The sequence below is a fragment of the Rhodococcus sp. AH-ZY2 genome (genome assembly GCF_030916465.1).
GTDB lineage: Bacteria > Actinomycetota > Actinomycetes > Mycobacteriales > Mycobacteriaceae > Rhodococcus > Rhodococcus ruber.
Genome location: NZ_CP126458.1, coordinates 3,000,690 through 3,024,949 on the forward strand (window position 1 = coordinate 3,000,690; position 24,260 = coordinate 3,024,949).

Here is a 24,260-nt window from a genome sequence, read left to right on the forward strand (position 1 = left end):
CCCCGCGCTATACGTCGGTGCTGAAACGGATCCCGCCGTCGGGAATCTGCACCCCGGGCCAGACCCGGGCGCCGCGCAGCAGCTCGCAGCGCGCCCCGATGTCGGCGCCGTCGCCGATGACGCCGTCGCGGATCAGGGCGCGGGGGCCGACGCGGACGCCGAATCCGATGATGGACCGCTCGATCACCGCACCGGCCTCGACCCGCGCGCCGTCGAAGATCACCGCACCGTCCAGACGTGCGCCGGCGCCGATCTCGGCGCCGCGGCCGACGACCGTGCCCCCGATCAGCAGGGCGCCGGGCGCGACGGAGGCACCGGGATGGACGAGCGATTCGCCGCGCTGGCCACCCAGGGCGGGCGACGGCGCGATGCCGCGCACCAGGTCGGCCGAGCCGCGGACGAAGTCCTCCGGCGTGCCCATGTCCCGCCAGTAGGCCGCATCGACGTGCCCGTACACCCGCCTGCCCTCCGCCAGCAGGGACGGGAAGACCTCACGTTCGACGGACACCGGACGACCCTCGGGGATCGACTCGATGATCTCGCGCTTGAAGACGTAACAGCCGGCGTTGATCTGGTCCGTCGGCGGATCCTGCGTCTTCTCCAGGAACGCGGTCACCCGGCCTTCCTCGTCGGTGGGCACGCACCCGAACGCGCGCGGGTCGCCGACACGCACCAGGTGCAGGGTCACGTCGGCGTCGGTGCGCAGGTGTGTGTCGAGCACCGCGCCGAGGTCCGTTCCCCCGAGAACGTCACCGTTGAAGACCATGACGTTGTCGGCCCGCAACCGGGGCAGGACGTTGCGGATGCCGCCGCCGGTGCCCAGCGGCTCGGCCTCGGTGACGTACTCGATCTCGAGTCCCAGTTCCGAGCCGTCACCGAAGTAGTCCTCGAAGACCTCCGCCTTGAACGAGGTACCGAGCACCACGTGCTTGATGCCGGCCGCGCGGATACGGGTGAGCAGATGCGTCAGGAACGGCACGCCGGCGGTGGGCAGCATCGGCTTCGGCGCGGACAGCGTCAGCGGCCGCAGCCGGGTTCCCTGCCCGCCCACCAGGATCACCGCATCGGTGTGCGGCGCAGCATCGTTCGTCATCGTGTCCCCTGTTCCGTGGTGTTACCCGCCTCGGCCGTCCGCGCCCGTTCGCGCGCCGCCGCGGCCACCGACATCCTCGACCGGGCGGCGAGCCCGGCCCGCAGCGTCCATCGCAGCGGCGCCTGCCACCGATGCGGGTGCCGGTCCGCCTGGAACCGGTAGGCGCTCTCGTGGTGGGCCGGCAGCATGAGCTCCGGATGCCGGCCGGCAGCGTGCCCTTTCGCGTGCGTGACCTCCGCCGAGGGCACGTACACGTTGAGCCAGCCCGCCCGGCCGAACCGGTCGCCGAGATCGACATCCTCCATGTACATGAAATAGCGCGAGTCGAAGCCGTCGACCGCATCGAACGCCGCCCGCCGCACCAGCAGGCACGAGCCGGACAACCACCCCACCGCCCGTTCCGACACGGTCTCGTTCTCCTGCCGGTACCGCCGCGTCCACGGGTTCTTCGGCCACACCGTGCCGAGCAACGCGTGCCCCGCGCCGGAGACCAGCCCGGGCACCGATCGCGCCGACGGATAGACGGTGCCGTCGGGCTCGTGGATCAGCGGGCCCAGGGACGCGGCCCGCGGCCAGCGACGCGCCCCCTCGAGCAGCCGGTCCAGCGACCCGGGTCCCCAGCGCACGTCGGGATTGGCGACGACGACGAACTCCTCCGCCGGGTCGACCTCCGCGACGGCCCGGTTCACGGCACCGCCGTAGCCGATGTTGCCGCCGGTGTGCAGCAGCCGCACGTTCGGGTGCCGCGCCGCGGCCTCTTCCGGAGAGCCGTCGGTGGACCCGTTGTCCGCCAGGATCACCCGGGTGGGCAGGTTCGTCGCGCCGGTCAGCGAGGTCAGGAAGTGCTCCAGATGCTCACCGGGCGAGTAGGTCACCGTCACCACGGTCAGCGTCGAACTCACGCCGTCACCTTAGCCGCCGGCCTCGGCCGCGCCGAATCACGCCCGGGTCCGCAGTGCGCCGATCGCGGCCCGCAGTGCCGGCCGCCACGGCCGGAGCGGCGTCAGCCCGGCCGCGGCCCATGCGCTGCCGTCGAGGACGGAGTACGCCGGACGAGGCGCGGGGCGCACGAACTCGTCGCTGCCGCACGGCTGCACCCGGCCCGGGTCGGCACCCGCCTCGGCGAACACCGCACGAGCGAGGTCGAACCAGCTGGCCTCCCCGGAGTTCGTCGCGTGCAGGACCCCGCCGGGCACCGCACCCGCGCGGGCGGCGAGTTCGAGGATCCCGTCGGCGAGATCGGCGGCGTAGGTGGGGCAGCCCACCTGGTCGTCGACGACGCGCACCGTGTCGCGTTCGCGTTCGAGCCGGAGCATGGTGGCGACGAAGTCGTTGCCGTCGCCGGTGTAGAGCCACGCGGTGCGCACCACGTGGGCGCTCGGCAGCCGGTCGAGCACCGCCCGCTCCCCGGCGAGCTTGGTCCGCCCGTAGACGGTGCGCGGCCCGGTCGGATCGCCGACCCGGTACGGGCGGTTCCCGTCGCCGGCGAACACGTAGTCGGTGGACACGTGGATCAGGTGGGCGCCGGCTGCGGCGCACGCGGCGGCCAGGTTGGCCGGGCCGTGCTCGTTGACCGCGGCGGCGTCCTCGGGATGCGTCTCGGCCGCGTCGACCGCGGTGTAGGCGGCGCAGTTGAGCACGACGGCGCCGGGCTCGACGAGCGCGGCGACCGCGCCGGGATCGGTGATGTCCGCCTCCTCCGACCCGGCGCCCCGGATCCGGAGGCCGGCCGCGGCGCCGCGGGCGAGCAGGTGACGGCCCAGTTGTCCGCGGGCTCCGGTGACGAGAACGGTCTGCACGGGCACGAGTGTGGCATGCCCCGGCGGCTGTCACCCGGTACGAGCCGGGCACGCCGCGGCGGGTGCCACAAGGGCCGCCGTCACGGCAGTAGCCTGGGTGCGACCCCGACGCCCGACGAGAGGACCGCCAGGTGCCGCCAGAACCGCCCACACGCCGAGCTCCGGCGCGCGACGCGGGGGGAGGATCGGGGGTCCTGCGCGGGCGGCCGCTGCGGATCACCGTCGCCGTCGCCGCGGCGCTCACCCTGGTCGCCACCGGCGTCGCGTGGCGCGGTATCGATTCGCTGCGTTCCTCCCTCGCCACCGTGGGTGGGCTCACCCTGGGCGACGGCCGGGACGGCGCCCTCGACATCCTCCTGGTGGGCACCGACAGCCGCACCGACGCCCACGGCAATCCGCTGTCCCAGCGCGAACTCGACGCGCTGCGGGCCGGCGAGGAGGTGGCGAACAACACCGACACGATCATCCTGATCCGGGTGCCGCTCGACGGCACCTCGGCGACCGCCATCTCGATCCCCCGCGACACCTACGTCGAGGTGCCCGACATCGGCATGTCGAAGATCAATGCCGCGTTCGGCGCCACCAAGGAGACCGAGCGGCTGCGACTCGTCGAGGCGGGCGAGTCCGACGCGGCCGCCGAGAAGGCGGCCACGCAGGCAGGCCGGGAGGCGCTGGTCGAGTCGGTCGCCGACCTGACCGGCGTCACCGTCGACCACTATGCCGAGGTCGGTCTGCTCGGGTTCGTGCTGCTCACCGATGCCGTCGGCGGCGTCGACGTCTGCCTGAACAACGCGGTCGACGAGCCGCTGTCCGGGGCGAACTTCCCCGCCGGCGAACAGACCCTCGACGGCGCGGACGCTCTGAGTTTCGTCCGGCAGCGCCACGACCTGCCGCGCGGGGACCTGGACCGGATCGTGCGGCAGCAGGTGTTCATGGCGTCGCTCGTGCAGAAGGTGCTCAGCGCGAAGACGCTGAGCAACCCGTCCAAGCTGAACCAGCTCAGCGCGGCCGTGCAGCGGTCGGTGGTCCTCGATTCCGACTGGGACATCCTCGATCTGGCCACCCGGATGCAGGACCTGGCCGGCGGCGCCGTGCAGTTCTCGACGATCCCCGTCCAGGACCTCAACGCGATGACCGACTACGGCGAATCCGTGGTGCAGGTGGATCGGGAGGAGGTGCGCAGCTTCGTCGCCGACCTCGTCGATCCGGGTGACGGCGGGTCGCAGGCCACGACGGATCCGGCACCGGACGTCGAGGCCGGCACGGTCACGGTGGACGTCGCCAACGCCGGCGGCGTCGCCGGTCTGGCCTCCCGCGTGGCGGCCGCGCTCGTCGGTGACGGCTTCGTCGAGGGTGGTGTGGGCAACCACACCGGCCGCGCAGTGGACGAGTCGACGGTCTTCGCCGCCGACCCCCGGTCCGACCAGGCGCGTGCCGTCGCGGCGGCACTCGGCGGCCTGGCGACCGCCGCCGACCCGGCGCTCGACGCCGACACGGTGCGGGTGGTGCTCACCGAGGACTACACGGGTCCGGGCGCGGACGCGAGCGTCACCTCCGTGGCCTCCGGCTCGGAACTCGTGAGCGCCGGGGCCACCCCGACGTCCGTTCCGCCCGGCCCGCCGATCGATGCCGGCTCCACCGGCCCCCGCTGTGTGAACTGACGAACGAGGACACTGTGACCACGCTGACCGACACCCTGCTCGATCCGATCCTGGCCGCCGACCCGGCGGGCCCCCGCATCACGTGGTACGACGACGAATCCGGCGCCCGGATCGAGCTGTCCGCGGTCACCCTCGCGAACTGGGCCGCCAAGACGGCGAACATGGTGCGCGACGAGTTCGGCCTGCTGCCCGGCGGGCGGGTGGCCGTCCTGCTCCCGGCCCACTGGCAGAGCGCCGCGGTCCTGCTCGGCGCGTGGTGGGCCGGCGCCGAGGTGGTGCTCGAACCCGACGACGCGGATCTCGCGCTGGTCACCGCAGACCGTCTCGACGAGGTCGCGGACGCCGCCGAGGTCGCGGTCCTCTCGCTCGACGCGTTCGGCCGGCCCGTGCCGGACCTGCCGGTCGGGGTCACCGACTATGCGACGCACGTGCGGGTGCACGGTGACCAGTTCCGCTCCGCCGGGGACGGCGGGCCGGTGCTCGACGGACGGACGGCCGACGACGTGGTGGCCGCGGCCCGGGACGCCGCCGCGGCCGCAGGCATCACGGGTGCGGACCGGGTGCTGTCGAGCCGCGACTGGAGCACCCCGCAGGCACTGATCGAGGGCCTGCTCGCCGTCCTCGCCGCCGGCGCGTCGCTGGTGCAGGTGAGCAACCCGGATCCGGCGGCCACGGAGCGACGGGCCGCGAGCGAGAAGATCACCGCCCGTCTGGACGGCTGACCCCGCCGGTGTAGCCGCCGTCGGCGAGGCCGGCCTCGATCTCGAACCGGTTGCGGGCACCGGGACGGCGCAGCTCTTCCCGGAGATATCGGATCGCGAAGCCGATGCCGTGCCGCGCCCACTGATCGGCGTGGACCGCCTCGTGCCGCAGGATCCGGCGCGACGGTGACCGGCCGGTGAGGAACGCCCCGCCGATCGTCGTCCCCGAGCGGGCGTAGCCGCCGCGCATTCCGGTGCAGAGGTAGAGACCGAACTCGTCGTCGAAGTCGATGCGGCCGCCCCACACGCGCGCCCACAACAGCGCCAGGGCCGTCACCGCGCGGGCCTGCGGGTCACCGCGCGACGCGCGCACAGAACGATCCGCGCGGCGCGCAGTCGTCCGCGCGCTCGATTTCGAGCGCGGACGACCGAAAAGCGCGCGTACGTGCACGAAGTCAGCCGAGCAGCTTCTGCCGCAACGCGTCGTCCTTCTCGAGCACCATCTGCTCGAGGTCGGCCTGGAACTGCTCCATCCGTTCCCGCAGCGAGGGGTCGGCCGCGCCGAGGATGCGGGCGGCGAGCAGCCCGGCGTTGCGGGCTCCGCCGATGGAGACGGTCGCAACGGGCACCCCGGCGGGCATCTGCACGATCGACAGCAGCGAGTCCATGCCGTCGAGGTACTTCAGCGGCACCGGCACGCCGATCACCGGAAGGGGCGTCGCGGAGGCGACCATGCCCGGCAGGTGCGCGGCGCCGCCGGCGCCGGCAATGATCACCTTGATGCCACGTCCGGCGGCGTCGCGGGCGTAGTCGAGCATGCGCTGCGGGGTGCGGTGGGCCGAGACGACCCCCACCTCGAAGCGGATGCCGAACTCGACGAGCGCCTCGGCCGCAGCCTGCATCGTCGGCCAGTCCGAGTCGCTGCCCATGATCAGGCCGACCTGTGCTCCGTCAGTCACCGTGAGAATCCCATCCGTCGGTCCACACTCCGTGCGAGAGCCAGTGCGCCGCGCGCTCCGCGCGTTCGCGCACCGCCGCCACGTACTGCGGGTCGTCGATCGACCCGGTCGCGTCCCCGAGCACGTTGACGTGCCCGATCTTGCGGTCCTTGCGCTCACCCTTGCCGTAGAGGTGCACACGCACGTCGGGCATCCGGGCGAACAGGTGGTGCAGCCGCTCGTCCATGCTCATCTCGGGCGCCTCGGGGGCGCCGAGCACGTTCGCCATCACCGTCACCGGCGCGATCGGCGACGTGTCGCCGAGCGGGTAGTCGAGCACCGCACGCAGGTGCTGCTCGAACTGGCCGGTGCGGGCACCGTCCATGCCCCAGTGCCCGGAGTTGTGCGGCCGCATCGCGAGTTCGTTGACGATCAACTCGCCGGTCTCGGTCTCGAACAGCTCGACGGCCATGACCCCGACGACACCGAGTTCGGCGGCGATGCGCAGGGCCAGCTGTTCGGCGGCGGCTTCGACGTCGGCCCGCAGGTTCGGGGCGGGCGCGATGACGACGGCGCATTGCCCGTTCAGCTGCACCGTCTCGACCACGGGCCAGCTCGCGCCCTGCCCGAACGGCGAGCGCGCGACCATCGCGGACAGCTCCCGCCGCCACGAGACCTTCTCTTCGGCGATGAGCGGCACCCCGGCGGCGAGTTGCTCCGCGACGATCCGCTGCGCCTCGTCCACGTCGCCGATGATCCACACACCGCGGCCGTCGTAGCCGCCGCGGGCGGCCTTGATCACGACGGGCCAGCCGTGCTCGTCGCCGAAAGCGGTGAGTTCCTCGACCGAGGTGAGCTCGGCGAACGGCGGCACCGGTGCGCCGAGCTCGGCGAGGCGCCGACGCATCGCGAGCTTGTCCTGCGCATAGATCAGGGCCTGCGGCGGCGGCTGCACGCTGACGCCTTCGCGCTGCAGCGCCTCGAGGTGCTCGGTGGGCACATGTTCGTGGTCGAACGTGAGGGCGTGGACGCCGGTCGCGGCACTGCGCAGCGCGTCGAGGTCGGTGTGGCTGCCGAGTACCACGTCGGGGCTGACCCGGGCGGCCGGATCGTCCGGGCTCGCGGCCAGCACCCGCAGGGTCTGGCCGAGCGCGATCGCGGCCTGGTGGGTCATGCGGGCGAGCTGACCGCCGCCGACCATCGCGACGACCGGCATACCGGCGGGCAGCGTGCGGGGAGTGTGCGAAGGGGTGTCGCCGGCCGCGGGGGCGGGGGTCGCGGCGGCCGAGTCCGGGGGTGTAGCGGTCACGGCTCACCATGGTGTCACAGCGGGCGACGGGGGTGGCGCCGCGCTCCCGCGCGACACCCCCGCGTTCCTGTGGTAAAGCTGATAATCCACCGGCGGGTTCGTGTCTTCGAGCCACGGTTTCGTAGACTCGTCCGGGTGTCTTTCGTCGATGCGGCCGTGAACCGAGTCCCCGAGCCTCTCCGGGGGCTGTTGCTGCGGCACCACGAGCTGATCAAGTTCGCGATCGTCGGCGGCACCACCTTCGTCGTCGACTCGGTCATCTTCTACACCCTCAAGCTCACGGTGCTCGAGGAGAAGCCGGTGACCGCCAAGGTCATCGCCGGGGTGATCGCCGTGATCTGCTCGTACGTCCTCAACCGGGAGTGGTCGTTCAAGAACCGGGGCGGCCGGGAACGGCACCACGAGGCGCTGCTGTTCTTCGCCGTCAGCGGCATCGGCGTGGTCCTGAGCTTCATCCCGCTGTGGATCTCGAGCTACGTGTTCGACCTGCGGGTACCGGACGTCAGCCTCACCGTCGAGAACATCGCCGACTTCGTCAGCGCGTACATCATCGGCAATCTGCTGCAGATGGTCTTCCGGTTCTGGTGCTTCCGCCGCTTCGTGTTCCCGGAGGAGATGAATCCGGACGGGGACGAGGTTCCCGGGCACGAGGAACTCGCCGAGGAAGGCCTGGGACACTCCTGAACCCGGGCTGACTCCGGTCCCGCCCCCACTCACGGTTCAGCGCGGTTCCCGGATCCCCGTGTGGGTGGACTCGTCACGGGTGGAGCCGAGGAACAGTGCGAACAGGGCGGGGCGGCGGCGCTGCAGTTCCAGGCGCCCACCGTCGGCCTCGGTCAGAGCCCGGGCGAGGGCCAGGCCCACACCGGTCGAGCCGGTACCGGAGAAGCCGCGGTCGAAGATGTGCGGCGCCAGCTCGTCGCTGACACCGTCCCCCTCGTCGGTGACCTCCACGCACACCGTCGATCCGCCGCCGAGGGTCGAGACCCGCCGCACGGACACGGTGCACGTGCCGTCGCCGTGCATGAGCGCGTTGTCGACCAGCACCGCGACGGCCTCGCGCAGCCGGGACCCGGTCACCCGGCTGCGCAGCGACGGATCCCCGCTCAGGTGCAATTCCCGCCCCGCTTCCTTGTAGGGGCCTCGCCAGTCCGCGATCACCCCCGTCAGCTCCCCGACGACGGACACCTCGGTGCGCAGTTCGGAACCGCTGTTGCGGGACGCGCGGACCAGTTCGTCGATGGCGGTGGTGAGCCGGTCCACCTGGCGCATCGCTTCCTCGGCTTCCTCGACGACAGCCGGGTCGGTGTGGGTGGACAGCTCGTCGAGGCGCAGCCGCACCGCGGTCAGCCGGGACCGCAGCTGGTGCGAGACGTCGCCGACGAGGGCGTGCTCGCGCTGCAGGCGACCGGCGATCTCGACGGTGGCGGCGTCGAGGACGTCCGAGACGCGGTCGAGTTCGGGGATGCCGTGCCGGCGCGGATCGGGCCGGAAGTCGCCTTCGCCCAGCCGGCGGGCCCGCGCTGCGACGTCGCGCAAGGGGTCCGCCAGCCGGCGCGCGGTGACGACGGCGACGACGGCACCGACAGCCACGGACAGCAGCACGAGCAGCGTCACCCCGACGAGAACCTGCCGCTGCAGCAGACGCATGTCCTCGGACGGCGCCTCGAGCCGCAGGGATCCCGACGTTCCCATCGACAGGGACTCGACCAGTGGGTCGGGCACCGTGGCGGCACCGATGTCGAGCCGGGCCGCGGCGTCCTCGGGGGTCGGGTAGACGACGAGGAGGCGTCCGCCGTCGGGGACGACGAGCCGCAGGGAACTGGTGTCGAGTCCCCCGACCACCAGGCCGTCGGCGCCTTCCTGGGCGATAACCTCCGCGGACATGCGCTCGAGCCGGCCCTGCAGGTCGCGGCGTGCGGTGTCCTCGACGAACAACCAGGCGGTGTAGGCGAGCGGGACTCCGAGCAGCAGGGCCACGAGCAGGGAGCCCGCGAGGACCGCGAACAGGATTCGGCTGCGCACCCCGGCCCCGTCAGTCGGTGTTCAGCCGGAATCCGACACCGCGGACGGTAGCGATGCGTCGTTCCCCGGCCGGGCCCTCGTCGCCGATCTTGCGGCGCAGCCAGGACATGTGCATGTCGAGGGTCTTGGAACCCCGCAGGTCGGCGTCGCCCCAGACCTCCTGCAGGATGGCGTCACGGGAGACCACCTGGCCGGCGTGTTCGAGCAGCACCCGCAGCAGTTCGTATTCCTTGTTGGCGAGGGTGACTTCGGAGCCGTCGACGAGCACGCGCCGGGCCGCCCGTTCGAGCCGGATCCCGGAGACCTCGACGACGTCCTCGGGCTCGCCACCCCCGCGGCGGCGCAGCAGCGCCCGGACCCGGGCCATGAGCTCGGCGAGCCGGAAGGGCTTGCCGACGTAGTCGTCGGCGCCGGCGTCGAGACCGACGACGAAGTCGACCTCGTCGGTGCGGGCGGTGAGCATCAGGACGGCGAGGTCGGAGCGGTGGGCACGGATCTGCCGGCACACCTCGAGGCCGTCGATGCCGGGCAGTCCGAGGTCGAGAATGAGCAGTTCGTACTCACCGGACAGCGCCCGTTCGAGCGCGTCGGGACCGGTCTGTTCGACGGTGACGTCGTACCCCTCCCGGCCCAGCGCGCGGGACAGGGGCGCGGCGATGGCTTCGTCGTCTTCGGCGAGCAGGACTGCGGTCACGGATCCAGCGTACGGATCGGCACCGGGCGCACGGCGCGTTACCAGGCTTTGCGGCTCGGCCCGTCGGTCCGCGGTTCCCCGCCCCGCACCGGGTCGGCGTGGAAGGCCTGCTGATACAGCAGGGCATGCACGCGCTGCACGTCGGGGATGTCGTCGAATTCGAGCGGGTCGTCGGCCGCGGAGACGATGACGAGGGTGCCGGTGCGCAGGATCCGGTCCAGCAGGCCGTGCCGGAACTGCACGTTGCTGATGCGTCCCATCGGGATGTCGATGCCGGAGTGGGTGAGAACGCCCTGCCGGACGAGGACCCGTCGATCGGTGACGATGAAGTGGGTCGACAGCCAGCCGACGAGCGGCGCCAGGCACTGCCAGGCGACGATCGCCGCCCACGCCACCGCGAGCACGATCGTCAGGGTGCTCGCGGTGGAGCCGTCGAGCCGGGCCTGGCTCAGGCCGAGCAGAAATCCGGCGAGCGCGGTGGCGAGGAGGAAGATCGCCGCCGGGACGATGAGCATCTTCCAGTGCGGGTGCCGGTGCAGCAGCAGCCGTTCCTCGGCGGCGAGGGCGTCCTCCGGGTATCCCATGCCGGACACGATGACACAGCCGCGATGCGGGGTGCTCGAGGGCGGGTCAGGGCACCGGGCGCAGGTGGGTGATGTCCCCGGCCGACACCGCGATCGGCTCGCCGCCGTCGTCCGGGGTGATGACGATGCGGCCCTGCTCGTCGACGTCGACCGCGACGCCGTGCAGTTCTGTGTCGCCGGGCAGCACCGCTCGCACCCGGCGCCCGAGCGTGCCGCACCGTTCGCGGTACGCCGCGGCCGGTCCGGTGACGTCCCAGCCCGCGACGTACCACTGCTGCCAGCGGCGGCCGAGTTCGCGCAGCAGCCCCTCGGCGAGTGCGGTGCGATCGAGATCGGTCGCCCCGGCGAGCGCGAGCGACGTCGCGGTGGGTACCGGCAACTCGTCCTCGGTGAGCGAGACGTTGAGTCCGATCCCGACCACCACGGCGGGCTCGGGATGGGTTCCGGCGACCTCGGCGAGAATTCCGGCTACCTTCCGGCCCTCGACGAGGACGTCGTTGGGCCATTTCAGCTCGGCATCGACCCCGGTCACCGACCGGATCGCGTCGACGGTCGCGGTGCCGGCCAGCAGCGGCAGCCAGCCCAGGTCGGCGAGGTCGATGCCGGGCATGCGCAGCAGCACCGAGACGATCACCTGAGCGCGGGGAACGCCGGCCCATCCCCGCGAGTGCCGCCCCCGGCCGCCGTGCTGGAACTCGGCGAGCAGCACGCGGCGGTCGGTGCCGGGGTCGCGGGCGACAGCGAGCAGGTCGGCGTTGGTGGAGGCGGTCTCGGTGACCACGTCGAGGCGCCGGTAGAACGCGTCGGGATCGGCGCCGCGCACGAGGGCGGCGCGCAACCGTTCGACGTCGAGTTCGCCTCGCGCGGGCGCGGGGTCGACGGGCGGACGCTGCGGTTCGGGTTCGGTGGGCATCCGCACAGCCTAGGATGGGCGGCGAACCGTACTCGCCGGTAGCTTCAGTTCAATGATTCAACACAAGCGGGGGCTCGGTGCGCGCTCGCTGACTGACGCTCGCTAAGCTCATGGCCCATGACCACTGTCCAGGAGCCGTCCGCGCCCGAGGCGGCGAGCACGCCCGATATCCACACGACCGCCGGCAAGCTGGCGGACCTGCGCAATCGCCAGGCTCAGGCGCAGGCCCCGAGCGGTGCGGCCGCCGTCGAGAAGGTGCACGCGAAGGGCAAGCTCACGGCCCGTGAGCGCATCGAAGCGCTGCTCGACGAAGGCTCGTTCGTCGAGCTCGACCAGCTCGCCCGCCACCGCAGCACCAACTTCGGCCTGGCCGAGAACCGGCCGGTCGGCGACGGCGTCGTCACCGGCTACGGCACCGTCGACGGCCGCGACGTGTGCGTGTTCTCGCAGGACGCGACCGTGTTCGGCGGCAGTCTCGGCGAGGTCTACGGCGAGAAGATCGTCAAGGTCATGGACCTCGCGCTGCGGACCGGCCGTCCTCTGATCGGCATCAACGAGGGCGCCGGCGCGCGCATCCAGGAAGGCGTCGTCTCCCTCGGCCTCTACGGCGAGATCTTCCACCGCAACGTGCAGGCCTCCGGCGTGATCCCGCAGATCTCGCTGATCATGGGCCCGGCCGCCGGCGGACACGTCTACTCCCCCGCCCTGACCGACTTCGTGGTGATGGTCGACCAGACCAGCCAGATGTTCGTCACCGGACCCGACGTCATCAAGACCGTCACCGGCGAGGACGTCACCATGGAGGATCTCGGCGGCGCCCACACGCACATGGTCAAGTCCGGGGTCGCGCACTACGTCGCCGACGGCGAGCAGGACGCCCTGGACTACGTCAAGGACCTGCTGTCGTACCTGCCGAGCAACAATCAGGCCGCCGCGCCCCGCACGGCGCCGACCGACCCGATCGTCGGCTCGATCGAGGACTCGCTCACCGAGGAGGATCTCGAGCTCGACACCCTGATCCCGGATTCGGCGAACCAGCCCTACGACATGCACGAGGTGATCCGTCGCCTGCTCGACGACGACGAGTTCCTCGAGGTGCAGGCCGAGCGCGCCCAGAACGTCATCGTCGGCTTCGGCCGCGTCGACGGCCGCAGCGTCGGCATCGTCGCCAACCAGCCCACCCAGTTCGCGGGCTGCCTGGACATCGACGCTTCGGAGAAGGCCGCGCGCTTCGTGCGCACCTGCGACGCGTTCAACGTCCCGATCGTCACCCTCGTCGACGTGCCGGGCTTCCTGCCGGGCACCGAGCAGGAGTACAACGGCATCATCCGCCGCGGCGCGAAGCTGCTGTACGCGTACGGCGAGGCCACCGTCGGCAAGATCACCGTCATCACGCGCAAGGCCTACGGCGGCGCGTACGACGTGATGGGCTCGAAGCACATGGGTGCGGACGTCAACCTGGCGTGGCCGACCGCGCAGATCGCCGTGATGGGCGCCTCCGGTGCCGTCGGCTTCGTCTACCGCAAGCGCCTGCTCGAAGCGGCCAAGAACGGCGAGGACGTCGACGCGCTGCGCCTCGAGCTGCAGAACGAGTACGAGGACACCCTGGTGAATCCGTACGTCGCCGCCGAGCGCGGCTACGTCGACGCGGTCATCCCGCCGTCGCACACGCGCGGGCAGATCGTGGCGGCCCTGCGGCTGCTCGAGCGCAAGATGGTCACGCTGCCGCCGAAGAAGCACGGGAACATCCCCCTCTGACGGCCACTCGGCCGAGACCATCCCGGCCGGTTCGGTTCCGCCGAGCCGGCCGGGCCCCGACCCACGAGAGGGACGACATGACTTCGAACGCGCAGCGCGCCCGCTCCCGCGCCCTGCCCGCCGCCTCCGGTAACCTCCCGGGAGGTGTGTTGTGACTGCGGTAGCTGAGGAGAAGACCATCATCGACACCGAGGTGACCGAGGTCGCAGCGGCCGAGTCGGCAGAGTCGGCCGAGTCGACGGCGCCGGCGGCCGAGACCGCCGGCCCCGAGACGTCCGCGGCGATCCGGATCGTCAAGGGCAACCCCTCGGATGTCGAGATCGCCGCGCTGGTCGCGGTGCTCGCCGCGGCCTCCGGATCCGCCGCCCCGGCAGAGGACGACCGCCCGCGCGAGACGTGGGGCGACCCCACGCGGATGCACCGCCGGACGGCGCCGTTCTCGCCGTACTCGTACCCGAACCTGGGCTGATCGTGGCCAGGCTGGTGCTCGCGTCGGCGTCCCCGGCCCGGCTGTCCGTGCTGCGCGCGGCCGGGGTCGACCCGATCGTGCGGGTCTCGGCGGTGGACGAGGATGCACTGATCGCCGAGCTCGGTCCCGCCGCGGCACCCGAACTGGTGGTCACCGAGCTCGCGAGGGCGAAGGCGGCGGACGTCGTGCCGGCCCTCGTGCGCGACTGTCTCGGTGACGACACCCTCGTCGTGGGCTGCGACTCGATGCTGCTGGTCGACGGGCAGCTCCAGGGCAAGCCGGGCACCGTGGAGGTCGCCCGCGAGCGCTGGCGGGCGATGGCGGGCCGCAGCGCCGACCTGCTCACCGGCCACAGCGTCCTGCGCCTGGGCGGCGGCGAAGTCGTCGCCCGCGCCGCCGGCCACAGCAGCACCACCGTCCACTTCGGCCGCCCCACCGACGCCGACCTCGAGGCCTACCTGGCCAGCGGCGAGCCGCTGCAGGTGGCGGGGGCGTTCACGCTCGACAGCCTCGGCGGGTGGTTCGTCGAGCGCGTCGAGGGCGACCCGTCCTCGGTGATCGGGATCGGCCTGCCGCTGGTGCGACGACTGCTCGCCGAGGTGGGCGTGTCGGTGGCGCGGCTCTGGGCGTCGAACACCGCCGAGGCCCCTTCTATTTAGGATTGCCTTCCCTTAACATCGAGGCATGAGCGATCCCCATGCCCTGCCCATGTCCGAGCGCGACTCCGCCCACCTGCCCGGCCACTGGCTGCTCGCTCGCCTCGGCAAGCGCGTGCTGCGTCCCGGCGGCGCGGGGATGACCACGCGCCTGCTCGCCGACGCGGGCATCGAGGGCAGCGACGTCGTCGAACTCGCCCCCGGCCTCGGTCGGACCGCGCGGGAGATCCTGGCTTCGGCGCCGCTCTCGTACACCGGCGTCGAGCACGACGAGACCGCCGCGGCGCTGACCCGCGACGCGATCGGCGACCGCGGTCGCTGCGTCGTCGCGGACGCCGCGGCCACCGGCCTTCCCGATGCGGACGCCGACGTCGTCGTCGGCGAAGCGATGCTCACCATGCAGACCGACGCCGCCAAGGCCCGCATCGTCGCCGAGGCCGTGCGCACGCTGCGCCCCGGTGGCCGGTACGCGATCCACGAGCTCGCCCTCGTGCCCGACGAGCTCGACGACGCGGTGAAGACCGAGATCCGGCAGGGCCTGGCCCGCTCCATCAAGGTCAACGCCCGTCCGCTCACCGTCGCCGAGTGGCGGTCCCTGCTCACCGACGCCGGCCTGCGCGTCGACGTCGTGCGGCTCGCCCCGATGGCGTTGCTGCGGCCCGCGCGGTTCGTCGCCGACGAGGGCGTCCTCGGCACCCTGCGCTTCGTACGCAACGTGCTGCGCGACGGCGACGCCCGCAAGCGGGTGCTGGGCATGCGCGCGACGTTCACGACGTACCGCAAGTCGATCGCGGCCGTGGCGATCGTCGCGGCGAAGCCGCGGTAGGGCGATCGTCGCGGCGAAGCCGCGGTAGGGCGATCGTCGCGGCGAAGCCGCGGTAGGGCGATCGTCGCGGCGAAGCCGCGGTAGGGCGATCGTCGCGGCGAAGCCGCGGTAGGGCGATCGTCGCGACGAAGCCGCGGTAGCCTGCGGTCGTGAGCCCCGCCGCGCCGCAGCCCGAACCCGCCGCCCCCGCCCTGTCGCACCTCGCCGACGTCCGCGACGCCGTCGAGCCCTACCCGGACCGACCGCGCCCGCAGCGCGTCCTCGTCGCCGAGGGTGCCCGCGTCGTGGTCTTCGCCTTCGACGCCGGGCAGGAACTGCGCGAGCACACGGCCGCGTTTCCGGTCCTGCTGCAGGCCCTCACCGGCCACCTGCAGGTGACCGCCGACGGGCGCACCGTCGACCTCGAGCCGGGCGGGGTGGTGCACATGACCACCCGCCTGCCGCACGCGGTACGAGCAGTCGAGCCGTCGCGGCTCATGCTGACGATGCTCGATCCAGCCGCGCGCTGAGCGCCGCCGCGATCGACGCCGCCTTCGCCTTGGCGCGGTCGGCGTTCGTCCCGGCGAACAACTCGTCGACGGCCTCGTTCCACAGCCGCACCCAGCGGTCGAATCGGGCCGCGTCGAGCCCGTACTGGCGGTGCAGCGCGGCATGCACCGGCACCAGGGCGCCGCGGTAGCGGCCGGTGCGCAGCAGCACCTGCTCCCAGAAGTCCCCGATCGTCGGGAGATGGTCGTCGAGGCCGATCACGGCGAGGGTCGAGAACGGCGCCTCGAGCACGGGATCGACCAGCGCGCGCTCGTAGAACCGGCGCAGCAGCCGATCGATGTCGGCGCGGGTCGCGAGGTCCGTCGGGGCGGACGGGGAGCACAGCACGTTGCCCGACGGTACCGCCTAGAATCGACGGCGCACGTCGTCACCGGATTGTCGATCACCGAACTGTCACCACTGCCTCAGGAGCCACCTGTGCCCGTCGCGCCCGACGCCAACCCGTCCTTCGCCGCCTACGCCGATCCGACCCGCCTGGTGTCGACGGAGTGGCTGTCCGCCCACCTGGGCGCACCCGAGGTGAAGGTCGTCGAATCGGATGAGGATGTGCTGCTGTACGACGTCGGCCACATCCCCGGCGCCGTGAAGATCGACTGGCATCTCGACCTCAACGACCCGGTCACCCGCGACTACATCGACGGCGCCCAGTTCGCCGCCCTGATGGACCGCAAGGGCATCCGCCGCACCGACACGGTCGTCGTCTACGGCGACAAGTCGAACTGGTGGGCCGCCTACGCGCTGTGGGTGTTCACGCTGTTCGGTCACGAGGACGTGCGCCTGCTCGACGGCGGCCGCGACGCCTGGATCGCCGAGAACCGCGACACCACCCTCGACATCCCGGTGAGCACCACCAGCGGCTACCCGGTGGTCGAGCGGAACGACGCCGCGATCCGGGCGTTCAAGGACGACGTCCTTGACCACCTCGGCAAGGGACCGCTCGTGGACGTGCGCTCCCCGCAGGAGTACACGGGCGAGCGCACCCACATGCCGGACTACCCCGAGGAAGGTGCGCTGCGGGGCGGGCACATCCCCACCGCGGTGTCCATTCCGTGGGCGCGGGCAGCGGCACCGGACAGCCGGTTCCGGTCGCGCACCGAGCTCGAGGAGATCTACGCCGACATCCCGCGGGACGCCGACGTCGTCGCGTACTGCCGCATCGGCGAACGGTCGAGCCACACGTGGTTCGTGCTGACCCATCTCCTCGGCTACGAGCACGTCCGCAACTACGACGGGTCGTGGACCGAGTGGGGCAATGCGGTACGGGTGCCGATCGTCAAGGGCGAGGAGCCCGGGGAGGTGCCGGCCCGGTGACCCTGCCCGCACCTCTCGCCGAGATCGTCGACGACTTCGCCGCGGTCGACGGCCAGGACAAGCTGCAGCTGCTGCTCGAGTTCAGCCGGGAACTTCCGCCGATTCCCGCCGAACTCGAGGAGGCGGCGATGGAGCCGGTGCCCGAGTGCCAGTCACCGCTGTTCCTGTCGGTCGACACGGCCGACCGTGAGCATGTGCGGCTGCACTTCAGCGCGCCCCCCGAGGCCCCGACCACCCGCGGCTTCGCGTCCATCCTGCATCAGGGGCTCGACGGCCTCAGTGCCGAACAGATCCTCGAGGTCCCCGACGACTTCTACTCGGCCCTCGGCCTGGCCGAAGCTGTCAGCCCGCTGCGCCTGCGAGGGATGAGCGCAATGCTGGCGCGCATCAAGCGGCATCTGCGCACCTGAGATGTCATGGAGTTCACCGAGCTGGCGGACTACCCGATCCCGGCGGGTGTGCTGACCGAATGGCTGCCGTGCGCCGCGGAGGATGCCTGGACGACCGATCCGCGGCCGGTGTCGTACGTCCACGAGGCGCATCTGCGCCGCACCGCGGGCAGCCGATACGGCGACGTTCCGGATGCGTGGCTGGGTACCGCCTTCGAGGTCCGCGGGCATCTCGAACAGGAACCGTTCCGGCGGGCCCTCGAACGCTGGATCGACCGCCACGAACCGCTGCGCAGCCACGTCGCCCTGGGCGGCGACGCGGCCACCGGCGCGCACCGGCGCGACGCGGCCGCCGGCGCGACCCGGCGCACCGCGCCCGCCGGCGCGACCCGGCGCACCGCGCCCGCCGGCGCGACCCGGCGCACCGCGCCCGCCGGTGCGGTGTCGGTCCGGTACGTCCGACACCTGCCCTCCGCTCCGGACGACATCCGCGAGCACCTCGAGCAACTGCTCGCCGACTGCACCGAACCGCACACGTGGCCGGCGTACGTCTTCGCCACCCTCGAACCCGAGGACGCGGACGCGTCCGGCTCGTCGTTCACGGTGTTCTTCGCCGCTGACCCTGCCGTGGCCGACGCCTACTCGGTCGTCCTGGTCGCCCACGAGATCACCGCCCTGTACGAGCAGGAGCGATCCGGCCGGCCGGCCGGATTGTTCCCCGTGGGCAGCTACATCGACTTCGGTGCCGCGGAACGGGCGGACGCCGCCGACCTGGCCGGCGACCACGAGGCCGTGCGGATCTGGCGAGACGCCCTGACCGCCGGCGGCGGCATGCCCGAGTTCCCGTTGCCCCTCGGCCCCCGGCCCGTCGACGGGTCGCCGCAGCGTCGGCTGTCCGTGCGGATGCTCGACGACGAACGGGCCAACCGGTTCGCCGCCCGCTGCCGGGAGGCCGGGCACGGATTCTTCGCCGGCACGCTGGCGTGTCTCGCCCGGGCCGCGGTCGAACTCGCGGGGATCGAACTGTTCCGGACGATCGCGCCCGCCCACACCCGCAGCGGCCCGATGTGGGCCGGAGCCCTCGGCTGGTTCGTGGGGCTGCGTCCGGTCGAGATCGACACGACCGGGACCGCGGACTTCGCGACGCTCGTGGCGCGCGCCGGTGCCGAACTGCGCCGCACCCGGGCGAGCGCCCGGGTCCCGTTCGACCTCGTCGGCGAACTGCTGGGGATACCCATGCGACCGCGATTCCTGGTGTCGTACATGGACGTTCGCTTCGTCCCCATGGCCGCGCAGTGGCCGCAGTGGAACGCCCGGACACTGCGCAGCCGCAGCTACACGCACGACGTGTTCCTGTGGTTCAACCGCAGCCCGAAGGGCGTGAACCTGGCGGGCCGGTTTCCCGACACGCCGACCGCCGCGGCCAACGTGCCGCCGTTCGTCGAGCGGGTCCGAGAATTGATGCACGAGGTGAGCGAGGGTCGCGCGTGGGACACGCCGGAACCCGCGAACCGGGGCGATCCGACTACCGACCGGTAACGTTGCCGGGTTCCGGGCGACCCGTAGGGTGTAGTGGCTATCCGGTTACATCGTCTATCGGATTGGCGCCTACACTCCCAGAGACGGCAATAACCTAACGATCGATCAACAGGAGGCTCCGTGCCCAGTCATGCCAGCGCGCACATCACGAAGGTGCTCGTCGCCAACCGCGGCGAGATCGCTGTGCGGGTCATCCGAGCCGCCAAGGACGCCGGTTACGGGAGCGTGGCCGTCTACGCAGAACCCGACGCCGACGCCCAGTTCGTGAAGCTCGCCGACGAGGCATTCGCGCTCGGTGGCCAGACCTCCGCCGAGTCCTACCTGGTGTTCGACAAGATCCTCGACGCCGCCCGCAAGTCCGGCGCCGACGCGATCCACCCCGGCTACGGCTTCCTGTCCGAGAACGCCGACTTCGCCCAGGCCGTGATCGACGCCGGCCTGATCTGGATCGGCCCCTCCCCGCAGGCCATCCGCGACCTCGGTGACAAGGTCACCGCACGGCACATCGCCGAGCGCGCCCAGGCCCCGATGGCCGCGGGCACCAAGGACCCCGTCGCCAATGCCGACGAGGTCGTGGAGTTCGCGAAGGAGTACGGCGTGCCGGTCGCGATCAAGGCGGCCTTCGGCGGTGGCGGCCGCGGCATGAAGGTCGCGCACTCCATCGAGGAGATCCCCGAGCTGTTCGAGTCCGCGACCCGCGAGGCCGTCGCCGCCTTCGGCCGCGGCGAGTGCTTCGTCGAGCAGTACCTCGACAAGGCCCGCCACGTCGAGGCGCAGGTCATCGCCGACCAGCACGGCAACGTCATCGTCGCCGGCACCCGCGACTGCTCGCTGCAGCGCCGCTTCCAGAAGCTCGTCGAGGAGGCCCCCGCGCCGTTCCTGACCGACGAGCAGCGCCGCCGCATCCACGAGTCCGCCAAGGCCATCTGCCGCGAGGCCGGCTACTACGGCGCCGGCACGGTCGAGTACCTGGTCCAGGGCGACACCGTCTCCTTCCTCGAGGTCAACACCCGCCTGCAGGTCGAGCACCCGGTCACCGAGGAGACCGCGGGCATCGACCTGGTGCGCCAGCAGTTCCGCATCGCCAACGGCGAGAAGCTCGAGATCACCGAGGACCCGACCCCGCGCGGGCACGCGTTCGAGTTCCGCATCAACGGCGAGGACGCCGGCCGCGGCTTCCTGCCGGCCCCCGGCCCGATCAGCGTGTACCGCGAGCCCTCGGGCCCGGGTGTGCGCGTCGACTCCGGCGTGGTGCAGGGCGACGTCATCGGCGGGCAGTTCGACTCGATGCTCGCCAAGCTGATCGTCACGGGCGAGACCCGGCAGCAGGCGCTCGAGCGCGCCCGCCGCGCCCTGGCCGAGTTCGAGGTCGACGGCCTGGCCACCGTGATCCCGTTCCACCGGCACATCGTCGAGCACCCCGCGTTCGTCGGGGACGGCGAGAAGTTCGACGTCTACACCAAGTGGATCGAAACCGAGTGGGAGAACACCGTCGAGCCGTACACCGGCGGTGCGGCCGCGACCGAGGACGAGGACGAGGCCCTGCCGCGGCAGAACGTCGTCGTCGAGGTCGGCGGCCGTCGCGTCGAGGTGTCGCTGCCCGGTCAGTTCACCCTCGGCGCCGGTGGCGCTGCGGCCGGCGGGGCGCTGCGCAAGAAGCCGAAGCCGCGCAAGCGCGGCGGCGCCCACGGCGGCAAGGCCTCCGGTGACGCGGTCACCGCGCCGATGCAGGGCACCGTCGTCAAGGTCGCGGTCTCCGAGGGCCAGGAGGTCGCCGAGGGCGACCTGATCGTGGTGCTCGAGGCCATGAAGATGGAGAACCCGGTCAACGCGCACAAGGCCGGTGTCGTCACGGGCCTGGCGGTCGAGCCGGGCGCCGCCATCACCCAGGGCACGGTGCTCGCCGAGCTCAAGTAGTCCCGCGTCCGACGGCGCGCCCCCGGAATCCTCGGATTCCGGGGGCGCGCCGTCGGCCGTCCCGGGTCTAGGGTGGTGACATGGCCGATTCACCGGAAATCCGTGTCGGCACGGTCGAGCGCGAGCAAGCTCAGGTCCTGCTCGGCGAGCACTTCGGTGCCGGCCGGCTCACCCTCGCCGAATTCGAGGACCGCAGCGGTCGCATCGCCGCCGCCACCACCCGCCGCGACCTCGCACTCCTGTTCACCGACCTGCCTCCCCTGACCGGCCGGACCGACGGACGTCGGCGCGGGTGGTGGTTCCTGGTCCCGGTCGTGGTGCTCGGACTGTTCGCGCTCCACGCACTCCTGGAACCGGGCGTGTGGATCATGACGGGCGCGGGCGCCGCCGCCACCGTCGCCGTCCTCGCCGTCCGCGCCCGCGGCGGGCGGCCACGTCCGGCCGAGCCGGCCTTCCTGCGCGATGTCGCTCCGGCCCCCGCCCCCCGGGAACCGCAACCGCCCGCCCCCCGCGACATTCCCGACGTGGTGTGGCTGCTGGCGATGAGCATGTTCGCCGTCGCCCCGGCCCTGGTACTGCGGCATCCGGTGGCGCTGCTGATCTCCGCGGTCGCGCTGATCCTGATCATCTCCAGAGCATTCCGGACCGGCACCGGCGGGACCGGTCGCTGACGACACATTAGTGTGGACCCATGGCCGACTCCCCCGAGGTCCGTATCGGCACCGTCGAACGCGAACAGGCACTGAACCTGCTCGGTGAGCACTTCGGTGCCGGCCGGCTCACCCTCACCGAATTCGACGAGCGCAGCGCGAAGGCGGCAGCGGCCACCACCCGCGCCGAGCTCGACACCCTGTTCACCGACCTGCCCCCCGCGACCCCGAACACGCCTGCGCCGGTACAGGACACCGCGAAGGCCGAGCAGTGGGAGAAGTGGCGCACCACCGCCATGGCGCTGGTCCCGTTCGTCGCGCTGGTGCTGTTCTTCGTCTTCGACAACTGGCTGTGGTTCCTGCTGATCCCGGTCGCGGGAATCCTGTTCTCCGCGACCAAGGGCACGAAGGGTGGCTGCTGAGTGGAGCCCGTCGAGATCAACGCGGGCAACTGGTATCTGCTCGCCGAGGACCCCGAGGCGTGGGCCGCGGACACCGGCTACCACTGGTCGGTCCGGGAGGCGACGACCGCCGCCGTCGAAGCCACCGTCCAACTGCGTCCCGACGGGACACTGATCGGCACCGCCGAACCCGGCGGCTCCGCCGCCCTGGCCGCAGGTTCGGCGGCCGTGCGACGGTTCGCCGAGGGCGCCTGGGGCATGACGGTCACCGAACGTCCATGACCGCCCGGTTCGCGCCGGTGACGCTCACGCTCGTGGTCGTCACCGTGCTGCTCATGCTGCCGGGCGATACGACCCCGTCCGGCTTCCCGCACGCCGACAAGATCACGCACGCGCTGATGTTCGCGGTGCTCGCGTACGCCTCCCGCTTCGCCCGGATCCCGCCCGCCGCGACCGTCGCCTGGCTCGCCGTGTACGCGGCGCTCACCGAGGTCCTCCAGGCCGCCGTCGCGGTGCGCCGGTCGGGGTCGGTGTGGGACTGGTGCGCGGACCTGGCCGGGGTGCTGCTCGGCATCGCGCTGTACGCCGCGGTGCGTCGTCGTTCCCGCGCACGGACGTAGGCGCCCGCGTCCGCCGGGACGACTTCCCCGCCGCCCGGGACGTCGCGAACAGCGAGAACGGACGCCGGTCGTGGTGTCACCGCCGGACGGTACGCTGCGCGCATGCCGCATCCCGTCATGTTCGACGAGGCCGATCCGCTGCTGACACGGGTACGTGGGCTGGCGCTGACCTTCCCGGGTGCCGCCGAGAAGATCTCGCACGGCAGGCCGTTCTTCTACACGAGGACTGCGTTCGCCGTGTACGGCGGGTCCGTCAAGGCCACGGGCGTGCAGTTCCCGCGATCGCTGATCGTCAAACCGGACGCCGCCGAGCGCGAGGCCCTGCTCGGGCAGCCCCACACCTACGACCCGGCGTACCTCGGTCCGTCGGGGTGGATCGGGTTCGATCTGGAGCGGGCCGACGTCGACTGGGACGAGATCGCCGAGTTGCTCGACATGTCGTTCCGGGTCACGGCGCCGGCGAGGCTGGTGCGCGAGTGGGACGGTCGCGTCGGATGATCCGGGTCGCGCGGTAGCGTCGGTCCGGATCTCACCCGAGCAGAGCCTGCCCGAGTCGGTCCCGATCGGCGGTCGTGAGCCCCAATCCGTCGTCGAGGTACCGGTCGAACGACCCGAATTCGTCCTCGGCCGTCGCGAACGCCACCTCGAGGTACTCGGCGCGGACGCCGAGAACGGATTCGAGGTCCGCACGCTCGACTCCCTTCGCGGTGAGCGCGGCGAGAATCGGTTCGAACGCCGGCAGCAGCATCTCGTTGGTCCGCAGGTAGTCCTCGAACACCGAGTCGCGATCCACACCGAGCGCCAGCAGCAGCACGGCTGCGGCCCAGCCGGTGCGGTCCTTGCCGGTGGTGCAGTGCACGAGAACCGGGGTCCCGTCCTCGACGAGCAGCGAGCGCAGCAGCGTCCGGTACGCCGCCCGGGCGCTCGGCAGCAGCACGAAGTCGCGATAGCTGCCCCGCAGGTACTCGGCGCCACGGCCGTCCCCGAGAACCTCCCGGGCGAACGCGGCGTCGGTCAGCAACTCCTTCATGTGTGCGGCGATCGAACCGTGCTCACGATCGGCGAGCACGTCGAGCGGCACATGCCGGACGCCGGCCGGCACCCGGTCGGGCGCCGCCTCCCGTTCCGCGGCCGTTCGCAGATCCACGACCGTCGTCAGCCCCAGTCCTTCGAGTGCGCGCGCATCCGCGTCGGTGACCCGGCTCAGGTCGGTCGAGCGGTACACCACGCCCCAGCGCACCGACGCGCCGTCCCCGGTGGTCCACCCGCCGAGGTCGCGCAGGTTGGGGATCGACTTCGGTTCGAGCCCGGGCCCCGGCGTTCGGGCAGGGCTACCGGCGGCGGAGTCCGACATGGGCCCACCCTAACGGGGTGGGTTCACGCTGTCGTGACCGTGCCACCGGCGTCGCGCGGCCGGGGAACTCCGGCAGCCCGGTGACGGTGTCCGTGTGTGCCCCC

General features: G+C 72.1%; 29 protein-coding genes. 17 read left to right on the forward strand and 12 right to left on the reverse strand.

From position 1 onward, the window contains the following. Positions 1 to 7: 7 nt before the first annotated feature. Genes QNA09_RS14860 through rfbD form a run of 3 tightly spaced genes read right to left on the reverse strand, consistent with a single transcriptional unit; the run spans position 8 to position 2,892 of the window. Positions 8 to 1,093 carry a sugar phosphate nucleotidyltransferase gene (locus tag QNA09_RS14860; protein ID WP_010594761.1) on the reverse strand — a complete coding sequence of 362 codons (1,086 nt, stop codon included), beginning with the start codon at positions 1,091 to 1,093 and terminating at the stop codon, positions 8 to 10. After that, on the reverse strand, positions 1,090 to 1,995 hold the full coding sequence (locus QNA09_RS14865; RefSeq protein ID WP_017679582.1) for a glycosyltransferase family 2 protein: 906 nt from the start codon (positions 1,993 to 1,995) through the stop codon (positions 1,090 to 1,092). The genes QNA09_RS14860 and QNA09_RS14865 overlap by 4 nt, the downstream gene beginning before the upstream one ends. A 36-nt stretch (positions 1,996 to 2,031) precedes the next feature. After that, a complete protein-coding gene (gene rfbD, locus QNA09_RS14870) occupies positions 2,032 to 2,892 on the reverse strand; it encodes a dTDP-4-dehydrorhamnose reductase (protein WP_010594763.1) in 861 nt (286 codons plus the stop codon). A 131-nt stretch (positions 2,893 to 3,023) separates the two neighbouring features. Between rfbD and QNA09_RS14875 the strand changes: the two genes are divergently transcribed. Next, positions 3,024 to 4,553 (forward strand): LCP family protein, encoded by a 1,530-nt coding sequence (locus QNA09_RS14875; RefSeq protein WP_308071963.1) that lies wholly within the window; start codon positions 3,024 to 3,026, stop codon positions 4,551 to 4,553. 14 nt (positions 4,554 to 4,567) lie between these two features. Then, positions 4,568 to 5,275, forward strand: a complete 708-nt coding sequence (locus tag QNA09_RS14880) for a TIGR03089 family protein (protein WP_010594765.1) — start codon at positions 4,568 to 4,570, stop codon at positions 5,273 to 5,275. Here the strand turns inward: QNA09_RS14880 and QNA09_RS14885 are convergent. The 3 genes from QNA09_RS14885 to QNA09_RS14895 form a co-directional block, all read right to left on the reverse strand. Continuing rightward, positions 5,253 to 5,627, reverse strand: a complete 375-nt coding sequence (locus QNA09_RS14885; RefSeq protein ID WP_010594766.1) for a hypothetical protein — start codon at positions 5,625 to 5,627, stop codon at positions 5,253 to 5,255. The genes QNA09_RS14880 and QNA09_RS14885 overlap by 23 nt on opposite strands. 82 nt (positions 5,628 to 5,709) lie before the next feature. Continuing rightward, complete coding sequence (purE, locus tag QNA09_RS14890; RefSeq protein WP_272929652.1) at positions 5,710 to 6,213, reverse strand: 5-(carboxyamino)imidazole ribonucleotide mutase; 504 nt, start codon at positions 6,211 to 6,213, stop codon at positions 5,710 to 5,712. Continuing rightward, on the reverse strand, positions 6,206 to 7,501 hold the full coding sequence (locus tag QNA09_RS14895) for a 5-(carboxyamino)imidazole ribonucleotide synthase (RefSeq protein ID WP_010594768.1): 1,296 nt from the start codon (positions 7,499 to 7,501) through the stop codon (positions 6,206 to 6,208). Before QNA09_RS14895 ends, purE begins: the two co-directional genes overlap by 8 nt. Positions 7,502 to 7,636: 135 nt before the next feature. Between QNA09_RS14895 and QNA09_RS14900 the strand changes: the two genes are divergently transcribed. Then, positions 7,637 to 8,185, forward strand: a complete 549-nt coding sequence (locus QNA09_RS14900; protein WP_010594769.1) for a GtrA family protein — start codon at positions 7,637 to 7,639, stop codon at positions 8,183 to 8,185. Between the two features lie 36 nt (positions 8,186 to 8,221). Here the strand turns inward: QNA09_RS14900 and QNA09_RS14905 are convergent, their stop codons facing one another. From QNA09_RS14905 to QNA09_RS14920, 4 genes are read right to left on the reverse strand one after another with little or no spacing between them, the layout of a single operon-like run. Then, positions 8,222 to 9,526: a HAMP domain-containing sensor histidine kinase gene (locus QNA09_RS14905; RefSeq protein ID WP_010594770.1), complete on the reverse strand. Its 1,305-nt coding sequence runs from the start codon at positions 9,524 to 9,526 to the stop codon at positions 8,222 to 8,224. A gap of 10 nt (positions 9,527 to 9,536) precedes the next feature. After that, entirely contained in the window at positions 9,537 to 10,220 is a 684-nt protein-coding gene (locus tag QNA09_RS14910; RefSeq protein ID WP_010594771.1) for a response regulator transcription factor, read from the reverse strand. Positions 10,221 to 10,258: 38 nt separating this feature from the next. Further along, positions 10,259 to 10,804: a PH domain-containing protein gene (locus QNA09_RS14915; protein WP_010594772.1), complete on the reverse strand. Its 546-nt coding sequence runs from the start codon at positions 10,802 to 10,804 to the stop codon at positions 10,259 to 10,261. 46 nt (positions 10,805 to 10,850) lie between these two features. Beyond that, positions 10,851 to 11,717, reverse strand: a complete 867-nt coding sequence (locus QNA09_RS14920; RefSeq protein WP_010594773.1) for a biotin--[acetyl-CoA-carboxylase] ligase — start codon at positions 11,715 to 11,717, stop codon at positions 10,851 to 10,853. A 117-nt stretch (positions 11,718 to 11,834) separates the two neighbouring features. On the opposite strand from QNA09_RS14920, the gene QNA09_RS14925 reads away from it, so the two are divergent. From QNA09_RS14925 to QNA09_RS14945, 5 genes are all read left to right on the forward strand, one after another. Continuing rightward, entirely contained in the window at positions 11,835 to 13,475 is a 1,641-nt protein-coding gene (locus QNA09_RS14925) for an acyl-CoA carboxylase subunit beta (RefSeq protein WP_040272453.1), read from the forward strand. 151 nt (positions 13,476 to 13,626) lie between these two features. Next, entirely contained in the window at positions 13,627 to 13,944 is a 318-nt protein-coding gene (locus QNA09_RS14930) for an acyl-CoA carboxylase subunit epsilon (protein WP_010594775.1), read from the forward strand. 2 nt (positions 13,945 to 13,946) lie between these two features. Next, positions 13,947 to 14,603 (forward strand): nucleoside triphosphate pyrophosphatase, encoded by a 657-nt coding sequence (locus tag QNA09_RS14935; protein WP_040272450.1) that lies wholly within the window; start codon positions 13,947 to 13,949, stop codon positions 14,601 to 14,603. A 25-nt stretch (positions 14,604 to 14,628) separates the two neighbouring features. Continuing rightward, on the forward strand, positions 14,629 to 15,426 hold the full coding sequence (locus QNA09_RS14940; RefSeq protein WP_010594777.1) for a class I SAM-dependent methyltransferase: 798 nt from the start codon (positions 14,629 to 14,631) through the stop codon (positions 15,424 to 15,426). A gap of 149 nt (positions 15,427 to 15,575) precedes the next feature. Then, positions 15,576 to 15,935 carry a cupin domain-containing protein gene (locus QNA09_RS14945; protein ID WP_010594778.1) on the forward strand — a complete coding sequence of 120 codons (360 nt, stop codon included), beginning with the start codon at positions 15,576 to 15,578 and terminating at the stop codon, positions 15,933 to 15,935. Here the strand turns inward: QNA09_RS14945 and QNA09_RS14950 are convergent. After that, positions 15,901 to 16,302: a group III truncated hemoglobin gene (locus QNA09_RS14950; protein WP_010594779.1), complete on the reverse strand. Its 402-nt coding sequence runs from the start codon at positions 16,300 to 16,302 to the stop codon at positions 15,901 to 15,903. The two genes, QNA09_RS14945 and QNA09_RS14950, sit on opposite strands and share 35 nt — an antisense overlap. 90 nt (positions 16,303 to 16,392) lie before the next feature. Between QNA09_RS14950 and QNA09_RS14955 the strand changes: the two genes are divergently transcribed. From QNA09_RS14955 to QNA09_RS14995, 9 genes are all read left to right on the forward strand, one after another. Further along, positions 16,393 to 17,286 carry a sulfurtransferase gene (locus QNA09_RS14955; protein ID WP_119699884.1) on the forward strand — a complete coding sequence of 298 codons (894 nt, stop codon included), beginning with the start codon at positions 16,393 to 16,395 and terminating at the stop codon, positions 17,284 to 17,286. Further along, positions 17,283 to 17,696 carry a SufE family protein gene (locus QNA09_RS14960; protein WP_010594781.1) on the forward strand — a complete coding sequence of 138 codons (414 nt, stop codon included), beginning with the start codon at positions 17,283 to 17,285 and terminating at the stop codon, positions 17,694 to 17,696. Before QNA09_RS14955 ends, QNA09_RS14960 begins: the two co-directional genes overlap by 4 nt. 6 nt (positions 17,697 to 17,702) lie before the next feature. Then, complete coding sequence (locus tag QNA09_RS14965) at positions 17,703 to 19,214, forward strand: condensation domain-containing protein (protein ID WP_119699885.1); 1,512 nt, start codon at positions 17,703 to 17,705, stop codon at positions 19,212 to 19,214. Positions 19,215 to 19,334: 120 nt separating this feature from the next. Next, on the forward strand, positions 19,335 to 21,131 hold the full coding sequence (locus QNA09_RS14970) for an acetyl/propionyl/methylcrotonyl-CoA carboxylase subunit alpha (protein ID WP_010594783.1): 1,797 nt from the start codon (positions 19,335 to 19,337) through the stop codon (positions 21,129 to 21,131). An 80-nt stretch (positions 21,132 to 21,211) separates the two neighbouring features. Beyond that, positions 21,212 to 21,802, forward strand: a complete 591-nt coding sequence (locus QNA09_RS29195) for a DUF1707 domain-containing protein (RefSeq protein ID WP_017679593.1) — start codon at positions 21,212 to 21,214, stop codon at positions 21,800 to 21,802. Positions 21,803 to 21,822: 20 nt separating this feature from the next. Beyond that, on the forward strand, positions 21,823 to 22,203 hold the full coding sequence (locus QNA09_RS14980) for a DUF1707 domain-containing protein (RefSeq protein ID WP_017679594.1): 381 nt from the start codon (positions 21,823 to 21,825) through the stop codon (positions 22,201 to 22,203). Then, positions 22,204 to 22,464, forward strand: a complete 261-nt coding sequence (locus QNA09_RS14985) for a hypothetical protein (RefSeq protein ID WP_017679595.1) — start codon at positions 22,204 to 22,206, stop codon at positions 22,462 to 22,464. Further along, complete coding sequence (locus tag QNA09_RS14990) at positions 22,461 to 22,802, forward strand: VanZ family protein (RefSeq protein ID WP_040272447.1); 342 nt, start codon at positions 22,461 to 22,463, stop codon at positions 22,800 to 22,802. The genes QNA09_RS14985 and QNA09_RS14990 overlap by 4 nt, the downstream gene beginning before the upstream one ends. Before the next feature lie 102 nt (positions 22,803 to 22,904). Next, positions 22,905 to 23,300, forward strand: coding sequence for an MmcQ/YjbR family DNA-binding protein (locus QNA09_RS14995; protein WP_040272445.1), 396 nt, complete (start codon positions 22,905 to 22,907; stop codon positions 23,298 to 23,300). A 31-nt stretch (positions 23,301 to 23,331) separates the two neighbouring features. Here QNA09_RS14995 and QNA09_RS15000 read toward each other — a convergent pair whose 3' ends face one another. After that, entirely contained in the window at positions 23,332 to 24,156 is an 825-nt protein-coding gene (locus QNA09_RS15000) for a tyrosine-protein phosphatase (protein ID WP_010594789.1), read from the reverse strand. Between the last annotated feature and the right edge of the window lie 104 nt (positions 24,157 to 24,260).

Coding starts and splice junctions, on each gene's coding strand:
- QNA09_RS29195 (WP_017679593.1), top strand. CDS start 21,212: ATGGCCGATTCACCGGAAATCCGTGTCGGCACGGTCGAGCGCGAGCAA.
- QNA09_RS14940 (WP_010594777.1), top strand. CDS start 14,629: ATGAGCGATCCCCATGCCCTGCCCATGTCCGAGCGCGACTCCGCCCAC.
- QNA09_RS14990 (WP_040272447.1), top strand. CDS start 22,461: ATGACCGCCCGGTTCGCGCCGGTGACGCTCACGCTCGTGGTCGTCACC.
- QNA09_RS14925 (WP_040272453.1), top strand. CDS start 11,835: ATGACCACTGTCCAGGAGCCGTCCGCGCCCGAGGCGGCGAGCACGCCC.
- QNA09_RS14995 (WP_040272445.1), top strand. CDS start 22,905: ATGCCGCATCCCGTCATGTTCGACGAGGCCGATCCGCTGCTGACACGG.
- QNA09_RS14920 (WP_010594773.1), bottom strand. CDS start 11,717: ATGCCCACCGAACCCGAACCGCAGCGTCCGCCCGTCGACCCCGCGCCC.
- QNA09_RS15000 (WP_010594789.1), bottom strand. CDS start 24,156: ATGTCGGACTCCGCCGCCGGTAGCCCTGCCCGAACGCCGGGGCCCGGG.
- QNA09_RS14860 (WP_010594761.1), bottom strand. CDS start 1,093: ATGACGAACGATGCTGCGCCGCACACCGATGCGGTGATCCTGGTGGGC.
- QNA09_RS14915 (WP_010594772.1), bottom strand. CDS start 10,804: ATGGGATACCCGGAGGACGCCCTCGCCGCCGAGGAACGGCTGCTGCTG.
- QNA09_RS14980 (WP_017679594.1), top strand. CDS start 21,823: ATGGCCGACTCCCCCGAGGTCCGTATCGGCACCGTCGAACGCGAACAG.
- QNA09_RS14965 (WP_119699885.1), top strand. CDS start 17,703: ATGGAGTTCACCGAGCTGGCGGACTACCCGATCCCGGCGGGTGTGCTG.